This window comes from Carboxylicivirga mesophila (assembly GCF_018271975.1).
GTDB lineage: Bacteria > Bacteroidota > Bacteroidia > Bacteroidales > Marinilabiliaceae > Carboxylicivirga > Carboxylicivirga mesophila.
This window is the reverse complement of the sequence record NZ_JAGUCN010000002.1, coordinates 300,535-325,811: the sequence shown is the minus strand read 5'-3', so window position 1 is coordinate 325,811 and position 25,277 is coordinate 300,535. Positions and strand designations below refer to the sequence as shown.

The following is a 25,277-nucleotide window of genomic DNA, read 5'->3' as shown; positions in this document are numbered from 1 at the left end:
TTTATTATTACTTAATAACACACAATAAAAAACAATGAACAGACGATTTTTTTTAAAAACCATGGGGCTTGGCTCTATAGGCATGGCAAGTGCTGGCTATTTAATGGCTAATAGCAACTTATTGCAAAAAGGCCTTGTTGAGTTTCCACCCGACGAGCTAAAAAGCGCTCTAACGCAATACATCAATCGCTATTTTAATGGAGAGCTGTTTAACCCCAATGAACCTTTACCTAACCAAGTCATATTGGTGGCTGATAGCTTTGAAGTAGAGCCTGTAACAGGTAAGAATTCTATATTTGATTTTGCAGATCAGGTAATTGAACAATGTCAAAAAGTAGGTTTTGATGCAAGTAGCCTTAAAAATGGTAAAATACCTCAAGGAATGGAGGTTGGGAAAAGTAGCTATAAGATACGAACTTCAGAAGCTATACACGGTAATAAAATAGAGGGTTTAAAAGACTATGACGCTTTGATTAAATGTTCAAATCCTCTTTATATCAAAACAACATTACCTCCAACTAAATGGGGAACTATTAATGAATTTGAAAAAGCATTTGAGAATACCAGAATGATTTCTTTTCGTGATAAAAAAGGAAAAATAATGGTTACTAAACTACTAGAGGAACATCAAACACCTGTTCGGATATTGAATCTTAAACCCAATATTGCTTTTGCACCTAATCAAAGCCTTCGTTTTCCAATATCTTATGATGTAGCTAAAGCATTTCTAAATGAGCAAATATTAAAAAAATAATTCAAGTAAAGTATGATGAGTATGCAAAAACAAGACTGTCACCCTGTAATTACAGAAGATTGTATTAATTGTGGAGCGTGTATCTTGGTATGTCCTATGGAAGCTATAGAGATCTCTGATTCAGGAAATTCTTGGAAGATATATTGGTGGGCATGTAACTGTTGTTGGGCATGTGCAAGAGAATGTCCTGTATCCGCAATAACAGATATTAATGCTTAGAGCGATTTTTATAGTACTTCTATTCTAATTCATTGGGATAAATATATAATATAGATAAATAATGATTATATAATTTGTATTAAATGAGGGACAGTGATAATTGTAACAAACAACTGTTCAGTAAAATAATTAATTTAAGGTTAGTGGTTAGAAAAGAAGTCCTCTTTGTGATTATTACGTTAGTTTTATTTTGTAATCACAGTAAATGTCAAGAGCAGGTTTTTAAAGGAACAGTGCGGGATAGTTTAACAACTATCCCGCTTGCTAATGCTAATATTGTTATAAGCGATAGCCAATCACGTCATTATTTATCTGGTACCATAACGGATAAGGCTGGATATTTTTCTATTGATAGAACAAGTGTTAATCAAGTTATTCTTTCAGTTAGTAGCTTAGGTTACCAAAAAAAAGAATTGCTTATAGACTTTAGTCAACCAACAAAACAGCTTACGATTTCATTAGCACCCGATACAGTCAATTTACAAGAAGTAATCGTTACCTGGAAACCCCTCATTGACCAAAACGAAGAAGGTGATATTGCATTGAATATCGATCAAATGGGCAATGTAGGAGAGTTGTCACTGTCCGATATTATTACCAGCATACCAGGCCTAAGCATCGATATTGATGGCAATGTGTTGTATAGCGGCTACAACAGCTTTACAACTCTTATTGATGGTCAGCGCATGGGGAGTTATTATGGTGGTAAACCCGGCTTTGTATTGACCGGCATTGCAGCAAAAAATATTAAACGTCTTGAAATTATTACCGAGCCTAATGGTCGTTTTGGGTTTTATACGCCAGTTATTAATATTATTCCGAAAGGCGATTTGCGAGATATCTATTACGCCTCTGCTGGTATAGGTTCAAAAGATAAATACTCAGCTAATATCGATTTAAGCAAGCGTTACAAAAAGTTCACCTTTAATCCGGTTATTGATTATCAACATATCTCATCATACGTAGAACAAATCGAGGAGCGACAATTTAATAATACACAAATTGGCAGGAAAATAAGTAGCGTCAATCGCGATAAACAACTGAGTCCAGCTGCTCACTTTAGGCTCAAACGCGATCGTAACCAAAATATAAGCCTTAATGTTAAATACAACAGAAACAATTCGGAGCAGAACCGTTGTATTATCAATTCTTCTACTACAAGTACAAACGATTTTATAGAAAATACGAAAGAAGCCTTTAATGTTTCTACATCCTATTATCAACGGTTCAATACAGGACTACATTCATACTTATTAATTAATGCCATAACATCATATAATATAAACAATAGTAATGGCAAGCAGTTACAAAAAAGTGTTCAAACTGACAAGTACCGTAATTTGAACAATATTAAGAATCAAACAGCTTCTTTATCGCTAAGTCATAATACTATTGGTAAAAAACTGGTGTTGTATTTAGATGGAAGCATCAATGCTAATTTCACCAATCAGCAGTCAAACAGACAGTATTATAATGCGTTGTCAAATGTATGGGACGAGCTTGACTATTATACTGATAATAGAAAAACAAGTCGTATTGAAGGGAGGGTAAACATTGGGGTTTCACGTTTGATTCGCACCAAAAAGAAACTAAGTCATTATTTTAAGCTTCAAATGAGGGGCTTTGTGCGGCACGAAACTAATAAGTCAGTTAACGATGATATAGTAAGAAGTGACTTTTACTATACACAGCAAGCATTTAAGTATCGCTTGTCCTTAAAAAGCAATAAAGTACTGTTGCTTAACTTAGATAATCAGATAACGCCACCTACACATATTCAGATGTTTCAGCCACTGATATATATTGATGATTATACCTTAAAAAAAGGAAACGCAAAGTTAAAACAAGCGACAAATACAACTGCTTATTTAAGTTTCGGAAAAAATACAAACTATATCATGTTTGCTAAAGGTAGTATGAGTCGTGGCAGTAACGTTGAAAAGATAGGATATAATATTCAACTAAATGCCAACATGTGTTTAAACGATATTGTACCTGATTATAAAAGAAATAATGAGGGATTAATTGTTCAAACCTGGAAAAATGCGGATAAAAACTTTAATGTATCACTAAGTACTAATATGGACTGGAACATTACCGGACGCACAAAACTTTTTAGTGCTTTTACTTATAATCTTAGTTGTTTTTACACACCGCAATACATCAAAACAACAAACTGGGACGGAAGCGTTCGGTTACGTACTCATTTGCCCGGACAGCTTGTGTTTGACACTAAAGTAAGCTATAACTCAAAAGTGGTTAATTATGCAATTACAACAGACTCATATTATGATTTAAGAGCCGATATATTTCGCTTATTATTCAAAAAACGATTACGGCTTACACTTTCTGCTACCAATTTATTGGCTTTTGAAGGCATCGGTCAAGTATATGATGATAGAAAAACAGTGGTAGTAACAAAGAGATATCCTGAATCGCCAATTATATGGATAAAGGCAAACTTTTTACTTTTTAGCTATTATAAAAAAATATAATCGTAATTCTATCGCAGGTATGCTCTTAACTACTGAGTGTGTATTGGTGGAGGAAAAAGAAGAAAATCCAATGCCAATGGGTGGCACTCCAGGAATGGGTGGCGGCATGCCACGTGTGATGTAAGATTTAATCTTCGTTCATATAAAAAGAGGGATTCAGCACGAATCCCTCTTTTTTGGTATAAGAAGTACTAAAATTAACACACCATTTCTAAATTTTCCTTCAATAATCCACAACATAATACAATATATCAATCAATTACATTTCTGATAATTCTTAAATAATGTTGACCCATCGCCACGCCAATTACCCATATATTGGGATTTCAAGGCCAATCATAATTAGCGAATTTTGCTGCACATCACAACCCAAGTAAGTATTAGGTATAACGATGCAGCGATACATTCTTCTTTTCATATACATTATTTGTTTTTCTCCACTTTATGCGCAAAGTGAGCAAATAAGCGTGAGTACACACATTATTGATGAGAAGAGTGACGAACCCGTTCCCTTCGCTGCAATCATCTTCACTAAAGTTAACGTTGGCACTTACGCAGCTTACAATGGCATCACCTTGCCAGTTAAACTCCGAAAGGGCAACCATGAAATACAAGTTTCGTGCATTGGTTACAATACTACTTCTGCTATTGTTACACTCACCGCCGACACAACAATTACTATCAAGCTTCAGTCAGATGATATTAACATCAACGAAGTGGTGGTTACAGCAACTGATAACGATGGGCCCGGTTCAGGCTCTAAAATTAACCGCAAAGCCATTGAGCACATACAGGCCTCCAGCTTTGCCGATGTGATGCAGTTGGTGCCTGGTGGTAAATCGCAAGAACCGGATCTTTCAAAAGTGAACTCCATTAGCTTACGCCAGGTTGGCAGCGATGTGAACACAGCATTGGGCACCGCATTTATTATGGATGGAGCACCCATCTCCAATGAGGCCAATATGCTGGCTCCCGGGGGCACGATATCGGACCTTAAACTAGACAATAGAACCAATGTGAGCAATGGCACAGATATGCGCAGCATCCCCACCGATCAGATTGAATCCATTGAAGTTATTCAGGGTATTCCCTCGGTTGTGCATGGCGATTTAAGCAGTGGCGCTATCATTATTAATCAGCGGCATGGCATCACACCCTGGCAGGGACGCATCAAATCCGATGCACGCAACAAACTGTTTTCGTTGGGTAAAGGCATTGACCTGGGACAAAAAGCAGGCACCATAAATTTTAATGGCGATTACCTGATCTTCAATTCCGATCCACGCAATCCGTACGAAGGCTACCAACGCTATACCTTCTCAAGCAGGTATTTTAATCATCTGCAGCTGGCCAATAGCTCAGTTAATATTAAAGGCAACCTGAGCTATACCGGCTCAGCCGATAAAGACCGCAACGACCCCGAGATAGACGATCAGGCCAACGATCTGTTTCGCACCAATTACAATAGCTTATCCTACACGTTAAATACCGAATGGAACTTCTACTCATGGTTTCAGCATGTCAAACTGAGCTCGCGGGCCAGCTATGCCAGCAATGAGCTCTACCGCCAAAAGTTTATTTCCAATGGTGGCCCAATGCCAGCGCCAATTAATACTACAGCTGGCGAAAGCTATGGCATCTACCTACCCGCTACCTTCGAGGCTTTTTACCGCATGGTAGACAAGCCTTTGAGTGTGTTTAATCAACTAAGTGCACGCATGGTGAGCGCAACAGGTGCCATCTCACACAGTATTGTGGGAGGTTTGGAGTGGCGATACGATAGGAACCTTGGCCAAGGGGAAATATATGACCTGGAGCGTCCCATGTACCCAAGCTTCAAAGGCTCCTATTCCGTATCAACGCGCCCCAGAGACTTGTCGTCTATTCCATCTGTTCAAAAACTGGCGTTTTTTGCGGAGGATAATATGAATGCATCTTTTAGAGAACACAAGATAGACGCACAATTAGGTGTCAGAGGAACCAGCCTACTCAACCTGAGTGACACTTATAATATGAGTGGCAAAATATACCTGGAGCCTCGCCTGAACATGCAATATACCTTGCCTGATTTTTCGCTCAACAAGCGAAATGTGCAGCTCAGTATTCATGGTGGTATCGGTCAGCATTATAAATTCCCCACACTCAATCAGCTACATCCCAACGAGCTGTTTTTCGATTTGGTGCAACTCAACTACTACTCGCAATATCCGGATTTAAGGAGCCTTCATATTAAAACAATCGTGGAAGATCCCACCAACTTTGAACTCCAACCTGCCAGCAACCTGAAATGGGAACTCAGCATGCATCTTAAGGTAGATGATCACCTCTTTTACATGACCTATTTCAACGAAAGAATGGACAATGGCTTTGTGACACAGAACCAGTGGCTGAGTCAAAGTTATCGCTTATATAATACCGATGGACTTAATCCTGTTGCTCCGCCGCAAGTGGGTGATTTACCATACACCAACACCCAGATAATTAATACATACGGCCAAACACACAACGGGGCCGGCGTGCACAAAGAGGGTCTTGAGTACCAGATGACATTTGCACGTTTTAACAGCATCAACACCCGACTAACAGTTAACGGGGCCTGGTTTAATACTACCTACCAAAGTAATATTTATCAAGTCTATCATCCCAACCGGGTAATCAATAATCAACCATTCCCCTATGTGGGTATCTACGATGCAAGCATAGGTAGCGACCGCACCCTGCAGCAGTGTAATACCAATTTTCAGTTTGATACACAAATAACCAGACTGGGGCTCATCTTCACCTCAACCATTGAATGCACCTGGTTCTCAAACAGTGAAAACCACACTACTGACGGATGGCCGATAGCGTATATTGATGTTTACGGGCACAAGCAAGTATTTAACGAGCAGGACAAAAACGATCCGATACTTGAACAGTTATACCTAGGCAAAAACGATGAGTACTTCCATCGTCTGAACGAGCCCTTTGGAACTAACCTCAACATCAGGGTGAGTAAACAATTTAAAAAGGGCCACAATCTGTCGTTCTATGTCAATAACCTGATTAGCTACTACCCCGACTATTACAATAACTATCACCGAAGAATACAACGCATCAACCAGCCTTACTTTGGCATGGAACTAAACATAAACATATAATCAAAAACAATAAAATGAAAACACTACAAATTATTCCATTACTTCTTTTGACAGTACTGCTGTTTAGCTGCAATGATGATGAAAACTTTGTTGCCAAGACCGATGTGGAAGTGGTATTGCACTTCGAAGACGAGTCAACAGCCATTGAGCTGGATGATATTACAGTGACATTTGTAAATATAAATAGCGGTTCGGAAATAAAAAGCACCAGTGACACCGATGGTAAAGTTAGCCTGGTGCTTGAAGAAGGTGTGTATAGCATGGTGGCCAATGGTGAAAAAACCATTACAGCAGATGGCAACGAACAAACTGTGACTATTTCAGGCTCACTGGAAAATGAAGTGGTTAACGCCAGTTCATCAACGTTTGAGCTACCTCTTTTCTATGGTGCACCGGGCGAAGGCTGGGTCATTAAAGAAGTGTACTATGCGGGCTCTCGTACACCGGAAAATAAAGCTTACTACAAAGACCAATACATCGAAATATATAACAACAGTTCGGAAGTACTGTATGCCGATGGCCTGACGATTTCGGAGGCGGAGCACAACACTTCGCGTGAACTTAACGAGTGGGCCGATTGGCTTAGCCAAGGGGTGGTGGTACGCACCATCTACTCCATCCCTGGTTCAGGAACAGAACACCCTGTACAACCAGGCGAAAGTCTGATTCTGGCCTCACAACCCATCGACCACACCATTGAAAACGCTAACTCCATTGACCTGAAAGGCGCCCATTGGCAATGGTTTGATGAAGGGACTACGGATGTAGATGTGCAGGAAGTGCCCAACCTAACCAAATATTACAGCTACAGTAAAAGCTTTTGGCTACTACATACAAGTGGCTACAACTCATTTATATTATGGCGTACTGATGATATGGAAGCATTTATGAATACGCAACGTAAGGAAACAGAAAACACGGCTGGCAACACCATCGAAGGTTACCTGGTACCTAACGAGATTATTTTAGATGCAGTGGAATCATCGCGCAAAGATAAATTCTTAACCAAAGCCCTGGCACCACAAATTGACCTGACCTATACCTATTGCGATGAAACATTCAGTAAAAAGAGTATCCGCCGCAAAGTGCAGGGCTATGATGATGGCCGAGCCATATTGATGGATACCAACAATTCAGACAATGACTTTATTAAAAATGCCGAGCTAAAACCCGGTGAAGTAGAATAATTAAACTGCATACATGGCAAGGAAACAGAGCATCAGCAAGTGTTTCCTTGCTGTTCCTCAAAAGCATTTTATACATGAGATACCTGTTTCTTATTATCGTGATAATGGTCGGATGGTCGGCTTCTGCCAGTCAGCCCGATAGCCTGAAGCGTACTTTCAATACATGGAATTCGCTGAAAAGGCAGCATGATAATATCAATCAGTATAATCCGGCCGGTCGTCGCGCCTACTTTGCCGACCGCTTTGTCAGCTCACAGGCTGGTGCTCAGCTTCTCAACACCAACCAGCTAAGCATTCTTGAACAGGGCACCCGGTTGACTACCTACGGGCTCCATTTTGAAGGCTATCAAACACTGGGTTCATCAGTTCTTTGGGGACAGGCGAGCTACAGTAATGTATACCAAGAAGACGTTCGCTTCAATAATGTGGCTGATTTTGGGTTCCTCTACCCCTATATCATTGCCGATTCAATTGGTGGTGATCGCAAGCTGGAAACGTACACTTTAAAGGGTGGTTTTCAGAAGCAGACAACACACCTCACCTATGGGATTGAGGCGCATTACCGCGCAACCATCAGCAATGGCAATACCGATCCGCGTCCACTTAACACGGTGTCTGACCTTACCATTAAAGCCGGCGTATCAAAAGCCATTGCCAGGCATCAACTGGGTGCATTTGCACAATACGGTTCATACAGCCAGGAACTAAAAGTGAACTCAATGGCCGACAACCGTAACGACTACATCTACCTGCTACGGGGATTTGGCCTACAGCAAAACAGAATATCAGGCCCTTACCAATCCTATAACAATAACTACTTCGCCATCACGCTGGGTGGTGGACTGACGCTTAGTCCGGATGCATCGGGCTTTAGTGCTCTGCTGTTGCTTACTTCAGACGACATTCACCTAAAAGAGTCGAACACCAACAATGGTATTGTGCCATTTAAATTGACAAATCAACAGCTGGAGGCTGAATTGGGCTATCGCCTGGCCGGCTATCAAACCTCTATCCATGCTAAAATAGGCATGGAACGCTACAAAAAAATAGGTACTGAACGCATCTACAGCACCGACAACACTGAATTGCTCAGCGAAAGCAAACCCTTTAACCACACACTAACCAACTACAAGGCTAATGCACTATTGAGCATTCAAAAAGAAAACTTGACAACTTTTGAGGTATTTGGGCAATTAAGCTATTCCATCACCGATGCCTTTCACCTTGGCGATAATAGCGGGTCCTATTTTACTAATATTTCATCGCTTAACCCCTTTGTTCAATACCAGTGGAATCATTATTGGAAATCATCCAGCCTTACCATCCGCCAGGACATAAGCGGACGATATGTGGTTAATGCCAATGCCTCTTTAAACAATGATGGCACAGCACTAAGCGAAGGAGTAAGAGAGAACTACAACAGACTAAAGCAAAACCTCTTCCAATCTACATTAAGCGTTAATTATACGGTTTTCACTCCTAAGAAAAGCGCCTGGAGCATTGCCCCGGCCGTGGTGGTGATGTCCAACGCCAACCAGACAAATTGGGGCGGAAACCTTTCATTAATCCATAATTTTTAAACACGTGGCAGCAATAATCGAATGTAATAATATCACCCATTACTATGGGAACCGACTGATTTATAAAGACCTGAACTTCTCGGTTGAAAGGGGTAAAATATTAGGTCTGCTGGGCAAAAACGGCACCGGCAAAACCACCATCATCAACATACTAAATGGCTATTTAAAACCTTATTCGGGCGAGTGTCGCCTATTGGGTGAGGACATGCGCTCGCTCAGCATCGAAACAAAATCGAAAGTGGGGCTGCTGCTCGAAGGACATGTGCAGCACAGCTACTTCAACATTGTGCAGATTGAGAAGTTCTATTCACGATTTTTCAAAGACTGGAAAAGTGAGCCTTATTGGGATTTGATGGATAAGCTGAAAGTGACCCGTAAGCAAAAAATATCCACCATGTCGTGCGGGCAGCGCTCGCAGGTGGCCTTGGGTCTGATTCTGGCGCAAGACCCCGAACTGCTGATTCTCGATGATTTTTCCATGGGGCTCGATCCGGGTTATCGCCGCCTGTTTGTCGACTACCTGAAAGAGTATGTGACCGCCACCAACAAAACGGTTTTCCTCACTTCACATATCATTCAGGATATGGAGCATCTGATTGATGAAACCATGATACTGGACTATGGTAAGCTGCTCCTTCATAAGCCAACGCATGAGATTCTGGACAATTTTAAACGCTATAAGCTAAGCGATGATGTGCGATTCAAACTGGATAGTGATGACGTGATTCAGAATGTGGAGCATTTTAAAACACATACTGAGTTTTACTCTTTCGATCCGATGGACAAAGTGAAGCAGGCTTTACAAAGCCGAAGCATCGATACACAAACTTTGGTGTACGAGAGCTTGACGCTGGAAGACGCTTTTATTGGTTTAACAGGAAAATACTAAGACAAATACATAATGACTAGAGCAATATTTTATAAAGAATGGATTAAACTCAGATGGCTATTGCTAGCTATCTCCCTTGTTTTTGCAGGCTCCATCCCCTACTTCATCCTTAACCTCACCAATAAATTCAGGTTTGCAGGCAAGCCTCACTTTTGGAGTGTGATTGTGGGTAAGGATTTGAATTTAATCAGCGAGCTCACCTACATTCCGCTATTGGCAGGATTGATATTCGGCCTGTCTCAGATTGTGCCCGAGATGCAAAAGAAAAGCCTGAAGCTGACACTGCACCTGCCCCATCCCGAGAAGCTGACTATCTTAAAAATGCTATTATTCGGATCGGGCACATTGGTATCCATCTTCGGCATCACAGGTTTGGTATTATATTTTACATTAAGCATTTACCTGCCATTGCAAATTATAGGGGCCTGGTTTACGGCTGCATTACCATGGTACCTGGCCGGTTTGGCTGCCTATTTTCTGGCTGTGTGGGTGTGCATCGAGCCGGTGTGGAAACAAAAAGCCATTAACACCCTGCTGGCCATAGCCCTCATCATGCTGTTTTTTAAAGGCGCATCCACCTATTCGTTGCAATACGCTACGCCTTTATATATAGGCATAATCCTCCTAAGTATGTGCTTCCCGTTTTATTCCGTGTTCCGCTTTAAAGAAGGTGTGCAACAGTAACCAACTAGATAATTAACAATGACAAAGAACAATATAAGAACACTACTAATATTAGTCGCCACCGCGCTACTGGCATGGGTACTGCCCTGGTTGGTAAAACTAAGCACCAACGAAGCCAGTCGTTATCCTTTCACCTATTATTCAAGTGTGAAGAATGAGTTTATTCAGGTGGTAAAAGAAGATACTGAAACCAGGCTGATGGATCAGAGCGGCCATGAATATACCCGTGCTGAGTACGATAGCTTGCTGCCCATGCTCAGCTACCGCCAGCTATTAAAAGATGGACGTTTGCCCGATTCACTGAACAGGAAAGCCATTAGCGGCAAAAGCATTCAGCTTGAGCAGTTTTATTTCAAATACAGTCCGCGTGATAAGCATCATAAACAGATGGACCTCAATCCGATGTTTGAATCCATGTCGGGAAGAGTCCAAATCGAAAGTCCCGACGATCTGTTTAGTATTAAAAACAAGATGGTGTTTATCGATGCAGAAACCAACTCGGTTCTCGCAGATAAAAGCAACAAATTTCATCAGGCGATGGTGAAGCGCGGCTATAAATTCCCGACTAAGATGGTGGCGGGTAATCCTTCAACCAAAAAACTATACGATGAAGGATGGTTTGCCCTGGATGCCAACAACCAGCTGTATCATATTAAAATGGTGAATGGCAACCCCTTTGTAAAAAACACCAAAGCAGGCGAAAAGCTGGATATCGATTTCGTGAAAACCATCGAAACACAAAACCGGCGTATGTATGCCTTTGTGTTTGACAAAAGTGGTAGGCTATATTACCTGAGTGACGTGAGCTACGAACCTGTTCAGCTACCCATCGATGCTTATAATACCAATACCGATGGTCTCTCAATAATGGCCAATCCTTTTTACTGGAATGTGGTTGTTACAACGCCTGCGCAACGCATCACCTACGCTCTGGACAATCATACACTTGAAGAAGTGGATCGTCTAACAGAAACGAGAGAAAGTACTACCTGGGAGAAGATTCACCCCTATGTATTTCCGTTTTATATCGAGATGAAGTCGATGTATTCGAAGTTTGTGTACCCCCGCTTGCTGGGCTGGTCAGTAAAAGCCCTCGCCCTTAATGCAGTGTTGGCTGTGTTGCTGGCGCTCCTGTCCTATCGCCGGAAACAAAGCATCAAACCGCTGCAGATTATGTTGGTGCTATGCACCGGACTGTATGGCCTTATAGCCTTGTGGCTTTTTAACGAGAAACAGCAGGAAACAAGAAATGTCATTCAATTAAAGTAGTAGAGACATAATAAGACAAGACTCTAGACTCTAGATATAAGACTCAAGATGCAAGTTGCAAGACTTAATTGGGTACAGATTGTACTTCTAAAAACAACTATTAAAACAACAAATATGCAAAAATTAGTATTAATGGCCTTGGTAGTGTTAAGTGCTGCCTGCCAGACAAAGACGAAAACCAATAACGCAGAAAAAAACGAAGCAACAACAAAGGCCATGGCAGTTGAGCAGCTATTGGCCAATGCCGAAACAATGATTGATACCGAGATTACGATACAGGGCCATGTAACACACACCTGCAAGCATAGCGGCAAACGCTGCTTCATTGTGGGCGAAAATCCTGAGTTGAGTATACGTATTGAGGCAGGTGGCCAGATTCAAGGGTTCAACCGCGAGTTAACCGGCAATACCATTGCTGTAAGGGGAGTATTGAAAGAGCGCCGTTTAAGCGAGGAGTACATTGCGCAGTGGGAAGAAAAGGTGAAATTGAAAGAAGACAAAGAAGACGGCACAGCCGAAACCTGCGCCGCCGAAATGAGCAATATCAGCAACATGCGCCAATGGATGGAAGCGAACAATAAAAACTACTACTCAATCTTCTACGTTAACGGAGTGAGCTATGAAGTGGTCGACTAAAGTCAGGAAATGGCTCCGTATTATCCACCGCGATTTAGGCTACCTGCTGGCAGGCATAACAGTCATATATGGCATTTCAGGCTACCTGCTCAACCACATGGATGGCAAAGACCCGGCCTTTGACACCACCGAAGAGACTATCCAGATAAGTAGTAAACTTAATAGCGATGCTTTGTATGTAGAGTTACAAAGCAGACCGGATATGCCTGATTTGAAGCACATCCTGCCACATAGCGAAGGCTTCTATAAAGTGTTGTTCGATGGTGGTATTGGAGTATATAACAGCCATACTGGTGAGCTGAGTTACGAATTTCATCGCAAGAAGCCATTTGTGTATGCCATTAATAAGCTGCATTACAACAAAGTGAAAGGCTGGACGCTGATGGGCGACATTTTTGCCTTTTCACTCATCTTCCTAGCTGTTTCTGGCCTGTTTATGGTCAAAGGGAAGAATGGATTGCGCCAACGTGGTGTGTGGCTATTAGCTATTGGGCTGACCATCCCAATTTTGTATATAGCATTCACATAACAAAAAAAGGGAACTGACTGGGTTCCCTTTTTCTGTTGCTCCCCTATTTATCAGCCATATCATCAAGCATAACAATCTCTCCTTTTGAAATAATTTCTGTTTTACCAGCTTTAAGCGTATGGAATGGAGCATGAACACCCATTGAGAATTGAGAACTGACAGTCCCTCCTGCCCAGGTATTATCACCAATGTAAAAGGTAAGCATACCTGCCATTTCCCATGATGCGTAACGGCTTCCTTTGGTATAAACCCGGTCACGGTTAATACCTATATCAAATATAGACAGGCAGTTCTTGTCGTCCGGATTTGATTTGAGAGCCTCCATGAGGTTATCAACATTGCCATCGGCAGTTAAATCAGTAATTATACCATTTTCAAAGCTTATCCTGAGGTTGGTCATCACATCGCCACGGTAATTATAATGCGGAATGACCAATAATCCATTTGCTGATTGCGGATCAACACATGTATAAACCTCACCTGCCGGTAACCATGCAGATGTTGGGCCGCCATCATTGTTAAGCTTGGTACAATCACCACAATTAGTTCTCACTCCCGTGTCTGATATTCTGAAGGTTAACATTGTACCTTCTTCACTTGACACTGTCATCTCGCGCCCCTTAGCGAGGTACTTCTTCAGCACTTCACTATCAATGTGCATTAGCTCATAGTTAGTATCAATGGCTTTCCAGAAGTTATTAAGCATATCAGCATAATTCATGCCCACCATATTAGCATACGATTCGCTTGGGATACCACCAGTCTGACCAATATAAACCGCTCTGAATTTTGCCCGGTTAAAAGCATCACGCAAAGCCATGTTTGCCGACCTGCTGGCCTTAAGTTTCTCTTCGGGCACATCGCTAAATAAGGTTGGATCCTGCACCGAGCCGGCTGATATATAGCAATCAACCAATCGCGCTTTCAGCAATGGATAGGGATTCACCATTTCCAGATACTCAATAGGTGTTTCCATAATAGCACAATGGTTAGCCGTTGGCAAGTCCAATTCAACAGAATAATGCCCCCCTGCCTTGGCAATTTCCACTACCAGAGCTTCAATGAGCTCCAATTCGGCCGGTGTACCTGTAACAACCACCACTTCACCGGTTTTAACATCTAATGATTGATTAACAATTTTGTCAGCTATGGACTGATAGTCGGGCTTTTCCTGAGCCATAACAGACACAGTTAAGCAAGCCATAACAATAGTAATCAGCTCTTTCATAACGATTTGATTTTAAAGATTAGAAAAGGATGGAAAAGAGTAACAGGGCGGTATTAAGAGTTTGTGCAGGGTATCAATAGCAAACTCACCAGTTATCAAACCACATGCAACAATCGAACAAGCTTCATCAAAATTAATACATAAACCAACTGATGGCAAGTGAAAGGTCTTTTGCATTCATCAGTATAGCAAATACTATAACTAATCTGTCGTAATATGAACTTTTAAAAGGTGAACCTTACTCAAGCTATAGTCAGATTTTAATTAATTAAGTATCTTTGCATTCCTTATCTGTCAATAGATAAGTCTGTTATAAGTAAATAATTATAGATGAAGAATATACGTAATTTTTGCATCATTGCTCATATCGACCACGGTAAAAGTACTTTGGCCGACCGCTTGCTGGAATTCACCAAAACCGTTTCAGAGAAAGACCTCCAGGCACAGGTACTGGACAATATGGATCTGGAACGCGAACGTGGTATTACCATTAAGAGTCATGCCATACAGATGGACTATGAGTTTGAAGGTGAAAAGTATGTTTTAAACCTGATTGACACGCCGGGACACGTTGATTTTTCATATGAGGTGTCGCGTTCTATTGCAGCCTGCGAAGGCGCATTGCTTATTGTTGATGCTACGCAAGGTATCCAGGCGCAAACCATCTCCAACCTCTACCAGGCCATTGAGCACAATTTAGAGATCATTCCGGTGATGAATAAAATGGATTTGCCCAATGCCATGCCGGAAGAGGTAGAAGACCAGATTATTGATTTAATAGGCTGTGATCGGGAAGATATTATCCGGGCCAGTGGAAAAACTGGCGAAGGGGTTGATGAAATATTAAGTGCCCTGATTCACCGCGTTCCTGCTCCAGTAGGTGATGTGGATGCGCCTTTGCAATGTTTGATTTTCGATTCGGTATTCAATTCATTCCGTGGTATCATCGCTTATTTTAAGGTGGTCAACGGAAGTATTAAGAAGGGCGACCATGTGAAGTTCTTCAATACCGGCAAAGAGTATCATGCTGATGAAGTAGGCGTTCTGCGCCTGGATATGGAGCCCCGTAAAGAATTAAAGACCGGTGATGTAGGTTATATTATTTCAGGCATTAAAACCAGTAAAGAAGTAAAAGTAGGTGATACCATTACGCACGTAAAGAACCGCTGCGAGAAAGCCATTGGTGGCTTTGAGGATGTGAAACCCATGGTATTTGCGGGTGTTTACCCCATCGATGCCGAAGATTATGAGGATTTGCGCGCTGCCATGGAAAAATTACAGCTGAATGACGCCTCACTGACCTATGAACCGGAGTCATCGGCTGCCTTGGGGTTTGGTTTCCGATGTGGATTCCTGGGCTTGCTGCACATGGAGATCATTCAGGAACGACTGGACCGTGAGTTTGACATGGCGGTTATTACCACCGTGCCTAACGTACCGTATATTGCACACACTAAAAAAGGCGAGGTGGTGAATATTCATACGCCTTCAGAGCTTCCTGAGCCAACCCTGCTGGAAAAAGTCGAAGAACCTTACATCAGGGCATCGGTGATTACCAAGAGTGAGTACATTGGCAGTATTATGACACTTTGCCTTGGTAAACGTGGCGAACTGATTAAACAACACTATCTGACAGCCGACCGCGTTGACCTGGAGTTTGACATGCCGCTGGCCGAAATTGTATTTGATTTCTACGACAAACTGAAAAGTATATCGAAGGGTTACGCCTCATTTGATTATCACCCAATAGAATTTAGAGCTGCCAAACTGGTGCGACTGGATATTCTCTTGAATGGTGAAAGTGTGGATGCGCTATCATCATTGATTCACTTTGACAATGCCCAGGTATTTGGCCGTCGTATGTGTGAAAAGCTGAAAGAGCTTATCCCACGTCAGCAGTTTGACATTGCCATTCAGGCGGCAATTGGTGCCAAGGTGATTGCTCGTGAGACCGTAAAAGCAGTTCGTAAGGATGTAACTGCCAAATGTTACGGTGGTGATATCTCGCGTAAGCGTAAGCTGCTGGAGAAGCAGAAGAAAGGTAAAAAGCGTATGAAGCAGGTAGGTAATGTGGAAGTACCTCAAAAAGCCTTCCTGGCAGTATTGAAACTGGATTAAAAAAGCTCCCTGTTGGGAGATGGAAATAACTCGGGCTCGCTTAACTTGTTAAGCGGGCTTTTTTATACCGCCTAATCACGAGCCACAACCTTACTACAGGTAACGCTCCTACCGCACATAGGACCTTTATACTCCAACGCAATCTCCATCTTCTAACAAAAAAAGCAGATGCTTTTCAACATCCGCTTTTTCAAATTAACTAATCAATATAATTATTGGCATGTACGTTTAGCCGGGCCAATCATATTTTCCGGCTTCAATATTTCTTTTAGTTCTTCCTCTGATAAAATGCCTTCCTCCAGCACAATCTCATAAACACCTTTACCCGTTTTTAGAGCCTCCTTGGCAATGCGTGTACTATTTTTGTACCCAATGTGAGGATTTAAGGCTGTAACAATACCAATGCTCTTTAGCACCATGTTTTCGCATACATCTTCGTTGGCCGTAATGCCATCAATGCATTTAAGGCGTAAGGTATCCATGCCTCGCATTAAAAACTGGATAGACTCTAATATGCTATGAGCCAATACCGGCTCCATCACGTTCAGCTGAAGCTGTCCGGCCTCGGCAGCAAAGGTCACTGTTAAATCGTTACCTATCACTTTAAAGCAAATCTGGTTCATCACTTCAGGTATAACCGGATTGACCTTACCAGGCATAATAGATGAGCCTGGCTGCATAGGAGGAAGATTAATCTCGTTTAAACCAGCGCGTGGTCCTGATGATAGCAAACGCAGATCGTTACAGATTTTTGATACCTTAACGGCCATTCGCTTCAGGGCCGATGAGTAAATAACGTATGAACCTGTATCAGGCGTTGCCTCCACTAAATCTGATGCCAAAACAATAGGGTATCCGGTTATCTCACACAGGTACTTTACACAGGCCTCAGAGTAACCTTCCACCGAATTGATACCGGTACCGATAGCAGTAGCTCCCATATTCACCTCACGGAAGAGGTTGGCATTCTGTGTAAGCCGCTCAATTTCCTCGCTCAGGGTCATGGCATAGGCACAAAACTCCTGTCCCAAAGTCATTGGCACAGCATCCTGCAGCTGTGTACGACCCATCTTAATGATGTGTGCAAATTCATTCCCTTTCTTCTTGAAAGCATCAACCAACTGTTGCAGATGCTCAATCAAAACGTAATTCATTTTGATGAGTGATAGCTTAATAGCGGTCGGATAGGCATCATTGGTCGATTGTGACAGATTCACCACATCGTTGGGTGAGCAATGCTCATACTGCCCCTTTTCGTAACCCATTAATTCCAATGCCCGGTTGGCGATAACCTCATTGGCATTCATATTGGTGCTGGTACCTGCGCCTCCCTGTATCATGTCAATAGGAAACTCCTTGTCAAACTTTCCTTCCATCACTTCTTTACAGGCCTGCACGACGGCAGTTTTCAGCTTATCATCAACCAAGCCCATTTCGTGATTGGCCTTGATGGCTGCCATTTTAACAACCCCAAGGGCCCATATAAAATGACGGTAATGGCTCAGGCGAGCCGTAGATATATTAAAATTTTCGACGGCACGTTGCGTTTGCACTCCATAATATGCATCAACGGGAACTTGTAATTCTCCAATTAAATCGCTTTCGATACGTGTTGCCATAATTAATGGTTTTAAATTGTTTGTTGTACAAATGTTGATGTTTTTTCATATCAGAAACATGTCATCCGTCACTTTCAAATTAGGGGGTACAACACCTCAAAAACCATTTTAATAGCCAACCAGCCCCTTTTTAATTAAACTCACATGCCAGATTTCAGGCCATTGCCGAAAGATGACCTTTTATTATCTTTCACTTACGATTTGTAAGTTGAAATAAAATTTGGTACTTATCTAATTTAGACTGCATATAAACAAAGTAACTATGGAAGGCTTTGTGTAAACAAAAAAGGAGCCCGAAGGCTCCTTTAAAAGTATATTGTATGTGATAATTATTTACTAATCCACATTTTGGTTGAAATGAAGTTATCACCATCATTTCCAAAGGCTGACTGACGCTCCATAGCCGCATTGATATTAGCTGTATTATTCATACGCTCCCTATCTGGATAATCTAAGCGACGAGGGCGAACACCGCCAGTAATACCACCATTATGGAATGGTGTCGAGAAGAATGCGTCAGGAGTTTGTTCAACACCAGGAAGAGCGTCCTTGATGTTATCCCACTGATATTCTGGCAACTCAATATTTCTGTCGTAAGGAATGCCAACAGGTGTTACCGAAACAAGCGTACGGTTCCATAACGCAAATGCCTCATAGCCATTCAGGAATAATGACTTCCAACGCTCCAGCTGAATAGTTTCAACAGTTGCTACTCCAAGGTTAGCAATGTAATCAGCAGCCATTTCTTCGTAGGTACGAGTATCACCGCTTGTTGCAGCATATTTGCTCATATAAGTTTCAGGTGAAGAACTTTCATTATACAAAGCTGGATATTTGCTGATGTTTAGTTCAACAGCCTTTGCTAAGTTTGTTGCAGCATCACCAGGCACGGTCCATCCTTTAGCAGCTGCTTCAGCAAGGATGAAATAAGTTTCATCACCTGTGAAGAAAATACTAGGAGCTGTGCGTGAACCAACTGTTTCAGGGTTTACAGCACACAGAGTGCGATACTGTGCGTAATCTGCATTATAAATATATTCATAAAGAACGTTATCACCCTGCTTAACCTCAACTGTATCACCAAGACTACCAGCAGATACAAAATAGTCAGTAAATACCTGAACACCTTCAACTTTCATCAAACCTCTCACCGAGAATGATTCATCAGCACCACCTTTTTCAGGATTGAATACAACTGGCTTCCAAGCCTCTCCCGGACGAGCTGCCTCCTCGAAAGGATTGAAGTATGTTTGACCTGTCCATGCTCTGAACTCACCATCCTGGTTAACAACCTGACAAGCTGTATAGAACAGACGTGGATCTTCATTTTGCTGTGCTAAACGTAAGTATTCTTCACCAACATAAGCATAGGCAAAACCACCCACTTTACCGTTGATAGCCGAACCGGCTCCATTTTCATGAATACCCCAAGGACCACCATTAGTACTGTGTTTCAATAGTGCAGCTCCCTCATCAACCGTTACTCCAGTAATAAAGCCAGCTGAATGTGCTGCAGCTTCTTCAACTACTTCTTTTGCCCATGCAGGATCGGCATTTGAAGCACGCATACCAATGCGTAACAATAATGAGTTGGCTAATTTCGCCCAGCTTTTACGTCTTGAATCGTTGTCCAAATGTCCATAAATCAAATCGTGGCTTCCAAAAGACTCACCATTATCCGATAACAGAGTTTGCCTTGCAGCTCTAAGCTTTTCAACCATTCCCTTATAAACATCCTCTTGAGAGTCATAAGCTGGATAGTAATTCAATTCATTGAATCCAAGACCACCTTCACTATAAGGTATATCACCATATAAATCGGTTAAACGCTGAGCAGCCAACTGAAGCACAATATCAGTCTGAGCCAACTTAACAATATTTGAACCATCTTCATCCTTTTCAGTAAGGGTACGCTGCATATCCCTGGCATCCTTAACTACATTGGTATAAATAGCCGACCATTTAGCTTCTGAGAAACCATCAGAAAGTCCAAATGACTGCCCGGTGCGATAGCCACATTGTGTAATCCCCGAAATTGGACCTGTCATAATCAGGTTACCTCTCCATTCTTCGTGTCCATTACCTGCATACATCAGCTGGATTTTACCAAACTGAAAGCCTGCATCTAAATCCGTAACTCGGTTAGGATTATCATTAATCGTATCGAATTCATCGGTACAGGCACTAAACATTGTTAGCACTGCAGCGAATAATATTATATTTAGCTTCTTCATCTTTATTAAAATTTCACGTTAACATTGAAACCAAAGCTTGCCGGTAAAGCCATGTTACCGTACTCAATACCCTGACCTCCGTTACTAATTGAGTAAGTTGACTGAGGATCGATATTATCGGTTGAACGATATAGGTAACCCAGGTTTTTACCGAATAAGCCTAAACTTGCACCTTTAAAGTACTTGGCATCTTTAAATAACTGATTTGGCAGACGGTATGACAGGCTGATTTCACGTAATGATACGTAAGATGCATCATAAACAAATAACTCATCTACAGATGCCAGTGCACCATATAATTCTTCAGGACGGGCTGTTGTTCCCTGACCTTCTAACTCTGCTGGATACCATACTTCACCAGCCACGTACTCACTTCTTCCTAACGTTTTTTCGTGCTTTCCACTTGCATAAGCAGAAGCTTCTGTTGCTGAATACACTTCACCACCAAACTTAGAATCAAGCAATACATTCAGAGTAAATTGCTTATAAGTAAGAGTGTTGCTCCAACCCAGCATCACAGGGTGATAGGCACCGCCAAGCTTTGTATACTCATTAGTTGCCTGTGGTAAGCCATTATCACCAATAATGATCTTTCCATCGTCACCGCGCTGGAATTCTCTACCCATAATTGTTCCGTACTCTTCTCCTACAGCTGCAATTACGTTAACACCAGCACCTGTCATCAGGTTAAGCTGAGTTACATCTTCAGCTAACTCTTTCACTTCGTTAATGTTATAAGAGAAGTTAACCGATGTATTCCATGAGAAGTTAGCATTACGGTATGGTGTTGCATACAATACAACTTCCCAACCTTTGTTTTCAATTGAACCAGAGTTAACAATCGCTTGGTTATAGCCTGAAGTATTTGATACATCAATTGGCATAATCTGATCATCAGCAACCGAATTATAATAAGTTACATCTAATCCAAGACGGTTATTAAGGAACTTGATGTCAGCACCCACTTCGTATGATGTCATAATAGAAGGCTTCAATGTTGCGTTAGGAATAGTACTTCCGTCAACACCTCCAACAACAATATTACCACCTCCCCAGTTTGGATGTGTATTGTCATCCAGCTTATACTGTAAAGCCAGTTGGTAAGGATCAGTATCTGAACCAACCTGTGCCCAAGAACCACGTACTTTGGCAAAAGTAATCCAGCTAGGCATATTAACCACCTCTGATACAATGAATGATGAACTTACAGATGGGTAGAAGTATGAGTTATTATCTGATGGAAGCGTTGATGACCAGTCGTTACGAGCTGATAAATCAACATACAACATACTTCCATAGCGGAATTGAGCAGTACTATACACTGAATTGATACGCTTGCGGCTATAATCAACTGCTTGTGTATTGTCTTTACCAAATCCTGGACGCTGTAAATCTGGCACTGAGAATCCAATAGAATAGATACTAAGTCCTTCGTATTCACGATCCATTCGTGAGGCACCTGCATTTACCGTTAAACCAAACTTATCAGTAAAGTTACGGTCATAGTTAAGGATGAAGTCATAGTTCGATTCCACTTCATCAGCTTTCATCATGCTACCACGTCCATCCTCATAATAAGGAGTACCGATCGGGTAAATAGACTCATTGGCAAAGAATGTCATATCGCTACCTGCTCTTAATTGAGCATTCAAGTGGTCGGTAATGTGCAACTTAGCATTCACCAACGACATAACACGTTTCTTTCTGTAGTTGTGATCAATCTCATTGGTTGTCCAGTAGATGTTGCTGTTACCGTTAACCCCCAAACCAACAGGTAAACCTGTCACAGGATCCTTATAATCCCTAAGGTCGCTTAATGAAACGTTGTTTGGCACACCCAATAATTGCGATGTAGGGTTGAATGGTGTAGCACCCATCATTGCATTTTGAGAGTCTTCATCCGTATAAGCAATCTTAGCATTAATCTCTAAACGATCATTAAAGGCTTTAGTACCACCTGACACGTTAAATGTATTACGGTCATATGAAGTTCCAGGAACCAAACCGTTGTTGGTTGTGTTTGAGTATGACAAACGTAAGTTGGCTTTCTCTGTGTTGTGATTAACAGCTACAGAGTTAGTCCATGTCATACCAGTATCAAAGAAGTTACGTTCGTTATCATGGAACTTATAGTCACGCTGCTCACCACGGTAGTTTACATACGAATCAACATCGCTATATTTTGAACCCCACATAGAGGTTTGCTCACGACCAGCTTCTGCTGTTTGAGGAGCCATACCGTTTGTACCCTGACCATATACTTCTTGCCAGTTAGAGTAGATACGTGCTTTGTCAAATGTCATGTTTGAGTTGAAGTCAACAGTTGTACCCTGCTCACCTTTACCTGACTTAGTAGTAACCAATACAACACCATTGATGGCACGAGAACCATATAATGCTGTTGCAGCAGGTCCCTTTAATACAGAGATGTTTTCAATATCATCAGCTGCAATACCAGACAGACCGTTACCAGAGTCAACACCACCATTATCTTTATCATCAGCGTTAGAGAACTGTGTATTTGAGATTGGTACACCATCTACTACATACAATGGCTCGTTAGAGCCTGATAACACTGCAGCTCCACGAATCAATACTGAAGATGAACCACCAGCACCCTGTGAAGACGTGTTGATTTGTACACCAGCCATACGTCCAGATAGTGCTCCCATTGGGTTAGCATCTTTCATATTTTCAAAAGCTTCCTCACCTACTTCAACAGCTGAGTAACCAAGGGCTTTCTTCTCACGCTTAATACCAAGAGCTGTAACAACTACTTCATCTACATTCATTACATCTTCCTGCATGGTAACATCATAAGAAGCTCCAGCAGCCACACTAACTTCTTGCGAAGCAAAGCCGATAAATGAATAAACAATAGTACTGTTAGCTGGCACTTCTAAAGAGAACTGACCATCAAGGTTGGTAATAGTACCAATAGTAGTACCTTTTACAGCCACGTTAACACCCGGGATACCCATTCCGAACTGGTCAACAACAGTACCACTTACCTTCACTTTATCTTCCTGAATATTTGCAACTGGCGTTGCCTCATCAGCAATAATTACAACCTGGTTGTCATACATTCTAAAGGTAGCATTGTCAAGTACCTCACTAAGTACCTGCTCTACGCTTTCGTTGCTGGCTTCAACAGATACTGTTTGATTAACATCTACCTGCTCTTCGTTATACACGAAAACCATATTACTTTGTGCCTCAATTGCTTTTAAGCACTCCTGAAGTGTTACTCCCTTCAACTTAAGGTTAACCTTTTGCTCTTTCAACCGGCTGGATGCAAACGCATCATTAGAACCAAAAACCATGATTAAACAGGCAATTAAACCTGCTTTAATCAAATTTTTTGTTCTTACCGGAAAGAAAGATTTCCATTTCCCAGTGAAATTCATAAATTTGATGTTTAATTAAATGATTAAAAAATATTTAAGAGGGTGAGTTTTTGACCGAGCGCACCCTTTTATTGTTTTTCAAATACTACTTTATTTGCTACTATTCTGTAAGTCATACCCGTTAAATCACACAACGCGGAATAAACCTGCTCAGGATCTTCATTTAATAATAACTTACCTGACAGTTGAGTTGGCATATCGATCAGTTCATTACTGATTACTAACTCACTATGATAAAATTGTTCAATCTGTTTAATTAATTTGCCCAAGCGATTTTTATCCAGCACCAGGTAACCGTCCTTCCATGATGTGTAAAAAGCGGTATTAACATTGGTTACATGCATCCTATCCTGCTTTGGCAAAAACTGGCTTTTTTGACCTGGTTTCAGAATCACCTTTTGTTTATTCAAAAGGGTCTTCTTTTCAACCTGTAACGATCCTTCTACCAGCACTGCGCTAACCGATGCACTATTGGGAAGTGATTGTATATTAAATGAGGTCCCCAGTACTGTGTAAACCATCTCATCAGTAATGACTTTAAAAGGTTGATCGGCGTTATGAGACACATCAAAAAATGCCTCGCCTATTAACACGACCTCTCTGTTTGGCTGCTTATTGAAGTGATCAGGAAATACAAAGCGGCTACCCGCATTAAGCCATACTTTGGTCCCATCTGCCAATAATAATTCAGCGGTTTTACCATATGGAACAATAATCTGATTGATCCCAGGTTTAGAGCTTTTTGTATCACCACTGGCCTCTACCACTCGCTCATCTTCCAGCAGAATCTGTTTTCCTTGGTTATCTATCTCAACTACTGAGTGTGAAGTTTCAAGCGTTATTTGCTCGCCGTCCGATAAGTTAATGGTTGTCTTTTCAGGCACTTCGGCAGCACTGGCTTCGGCCAAAACAGCAGAATAGTTGTCTTTAATATTGCTCATTAGATGAATAGAAACACCAACTACCAAAGAAATAGATGCTGCAATTGAAATAAATCCAAGCAAGTGTTTACCTTTCTTACTAGGTTTAACAGCATTGCCATATTTCTGCTCAAACTTTAACCAATCGGCATTAGCCACAGATTGCTGTTTCTGCTTACACTCTTGTTTAAGCTTAGTAAAAGCAACTTTGTTGGCTTCCGACTCACTAAGCCAGGTATGAATGGCTGCTATCTCTTTGATTGATGCAGTGCCATCGATATACTTACCAACCAGCTTTTCTATATCTTGTAGATTATCATTCATCTTCGTGCGCTTACACAATTAATACAAGCTACAATACAATACCCC

At 41.5% G+C, this 25,277-nt stretch carries 17 protein-coding genes; 12 read left to right on the top strand and 5 right to left on the bottom strand.

Annotation, left to right across the window (positions count from 1 at the left end; genetic code table 11):
- The first annotated feature begins 34 nt into the window (after nt 1-34).
- From KEM09_RS03310 to KEM09_RS03260, 11 genes are all read left to right on the top strand, one after another.
- On the top strand, nt 35-754 hold the full coding sequence (locus tag KEM09_RS03310) for a hypothetical protein (RefSeq protein ID WP_212225496.1): 720 nt from the start codon (nt 35-37) through the stop codon (nt 752-754).
- A gap of 12 nt (nt 755-766) precedes the next feature.
- Nucleotides 767-973 (top strand): 4Fe-4S dicluster domain-containing protein, encoded by a 207-nt coding sequence (locus tag KEM09_RS22115; protein ID WP_425305775.1) that lies wholly within the window; start codon nt 767-769, stop codon nt 971-973.
- A gap of 143 nt (nt 974-1,116) precedes the next feature.
- Entirely contained in the window at nt 1,117-3,468 is a 2,352-nt protein-coding gene (locus KEM09_RS03300) for a carboxypeptidase-like regulatory domain-containing protein (RefSeq protein WP_212225492.1), read from the top strand.
- A 467-nt stretch (nt 3,469-3,935) separates the two neighbouring features.
- Complete coding sequence (locus KEM09_RS03295) at nt 3,936-6,608, top strand: TonB-dependent receptor (protein WP_212225490.1); 2,673 nt, start codon at nt 3,936-3,938, stop codon at nt 6,606-6,608.
- A gap of 14 nt (nt 6,609-6,622) precedes the next feature.
- The gene (locus KEM09_RS03290) at nt 6,623-7,795 is read left to right on the top strand and encodes a DUF4876 domain-containing protein (protein ID WP_212225488.1); all 1,173 of its coding nucleotides are present in this window, start codon (nt 6,623-6,625) and stop codon (nt 7,793-7,795) included.
- Nucleotides 7,796-7,869: 74 nt separating this feature from the next.
- Nucleotides 7,870-9,375 (top strand): DUF6850 family outer membrane beta-barrel protein, encoded by a 1,506-nt coding sequence (locus KEM09_RS03285; protein ID WP_212225486.1) that lies wholly within the window; start codon nt 7,870-7,872, stop codon nt 9,373-9,375.
- Nucleotides 9,376-9,379: 4 nt separating this feature from the next.
- Complete coding sequence (locus KEM09_RS03280; RefSeq protein WP_212225484.1) at nt 9,380-10,264, top strand: ABC transporter ATP-binding protein; 885 nt, start codon at nt 9,380-9,382, stop codon at nt 10,262-10,264.
- Nucleotides 10,265-10,276: 12 nt separating this feature from the next.
- Nucleotides 10,277-10,948 (top strand): hypothetical protein, encoded by a 672-nt coding sequence (locus KEM09_RS03275; RefSeq protein WP_212225482.1) that lies wholly within the window; start codon nt 10,277-10,279, stop codon nt 10,946-10,948.
- An 18-nt stretch (nt 10,949-10,966) separates the two neighbouring features.
- Nucleotides 10,967-12,217, top strand: coding sequence for a DUF4857 domain-containing protein (locus KEM09_RS03270; protein ID WP_212225480.1), 1,251 nt, complete (start codon nt 10,967-10,969; stop codon nt 12,215-12,217).
- A gap of 114 nt (nt 12,218-12,331) precedes the next feature.
- Complete coding sequence (locus KEM09_RS03265) at nt 12,332-12,853, top strand: hypothetical protein (RefSeq protein WP_212225478.1); 522 nt, start codon at nt 12,332-12,334, stop codon at nt 12,851-12,853.
- A complete protein-coding gene (locus KEM09_RS03260; protein ID WP_212225476.1) occupies nt 12,837-13,382 on the top strand; it encodes a PepSY-associated TM helix domain-containing protein in 546 nt (181 codons plus the stop codon). Before KEM09_RS03265 ends, KEM09_RS03260 begins: the two co-directional genes overlap by 17 nt.
- 43 nt (nt 13,383-13,425) lie before the next feature.
- Here KEM09_RS03260 and KEM09_RS03255 read toward each other — a convergent pair whose 3' ends face one another.
- Nucleotides 13,426-14,610, bottom strand: coding sequence for an aminopeptidase (locus tag KEM09_RS03255; protein ID WP_212225474.1), 1,185 nt, complete (start codon nt 14,608-14,610; stop codon nt 13,426-13,428).
- A 330-nt stretch (nt 14,611-14,940) separates the two neighbouring features.
- Here KEM09_RS03255 and lepA point away from each other — a divergent pair, with 330 nt between their 5' ends.
- Complete coding sequence (gene lepA / locus KEM09_RS03250; RefSeq protein WP_212225460.1) at nt 14,941-16,728, top strand: translation elongation factor 4; 1,788 nt, start codon at nt 14,941-14,943, stop codon at nt 16,726-16,728.
- A gap of 212 nt (nt 16,729-16,940) precedes the next feature.
- Here the strand turns inward: lepA and aspA are convergent, their stop codons facing one another.
- The 4 genes from aspA to KEM09_RS03230 form a co-directional block, all read right to left on the bottom strand.
- On the bottom strand, nt 16,941-18,347 hold the full coding sequence (gene aspA, locus KEM09_RS03245; RefSeq protein ID WP_212225451.1) for an aspartate ammonia-lyase: 1,407 nt from the start codon (nt 18,345-18,347) through the stop codon (nt 16,941-16,943).
- Between the two features lie 329 nt (nt 18,348-18,676).
- Complete coding sequence (locus KEM09_RS03240; RefSeq protein WP_212225449.1) at nt 18,677-20,581, bottom strand: SusD/RagB family nutrient-binding outer membrane lipoprotein; 1,905 nt, start codon at nt 20,579-20,581, stop codon at nt 18,677-18,679.
- Between the two features lie 5 nt (nt 20,582-20,586).
- On the bottom strand, nt 20,587-23,988 hold the full coding sequence (locus KEM09_RS03235; RefSeq protein ID WP_212225447.1) for a SusC/RagA family TonB-linked outer membrane protein: 3,402 nt from the start codon (nt 23,986-23,988) through the stop codon (nt 20,587-20,589).
- A gap of 68 nt (nt 23,989-24,056) precedes the next feature.
- Nucleotides 24,057-25,232 (bottom strand): FecR family protein, encoded by a 1,176-nt coding sequence (locus tag KEM09_RS03230; RefSeq protein ID WP_212225437.1) that lies wholly within the window; start codon nt 25,230-25,232, stop codon nt 24,057-24,059.
- Between the last annotated feature and the right edge of the window lie 45 nt (nt 25,233-25,277).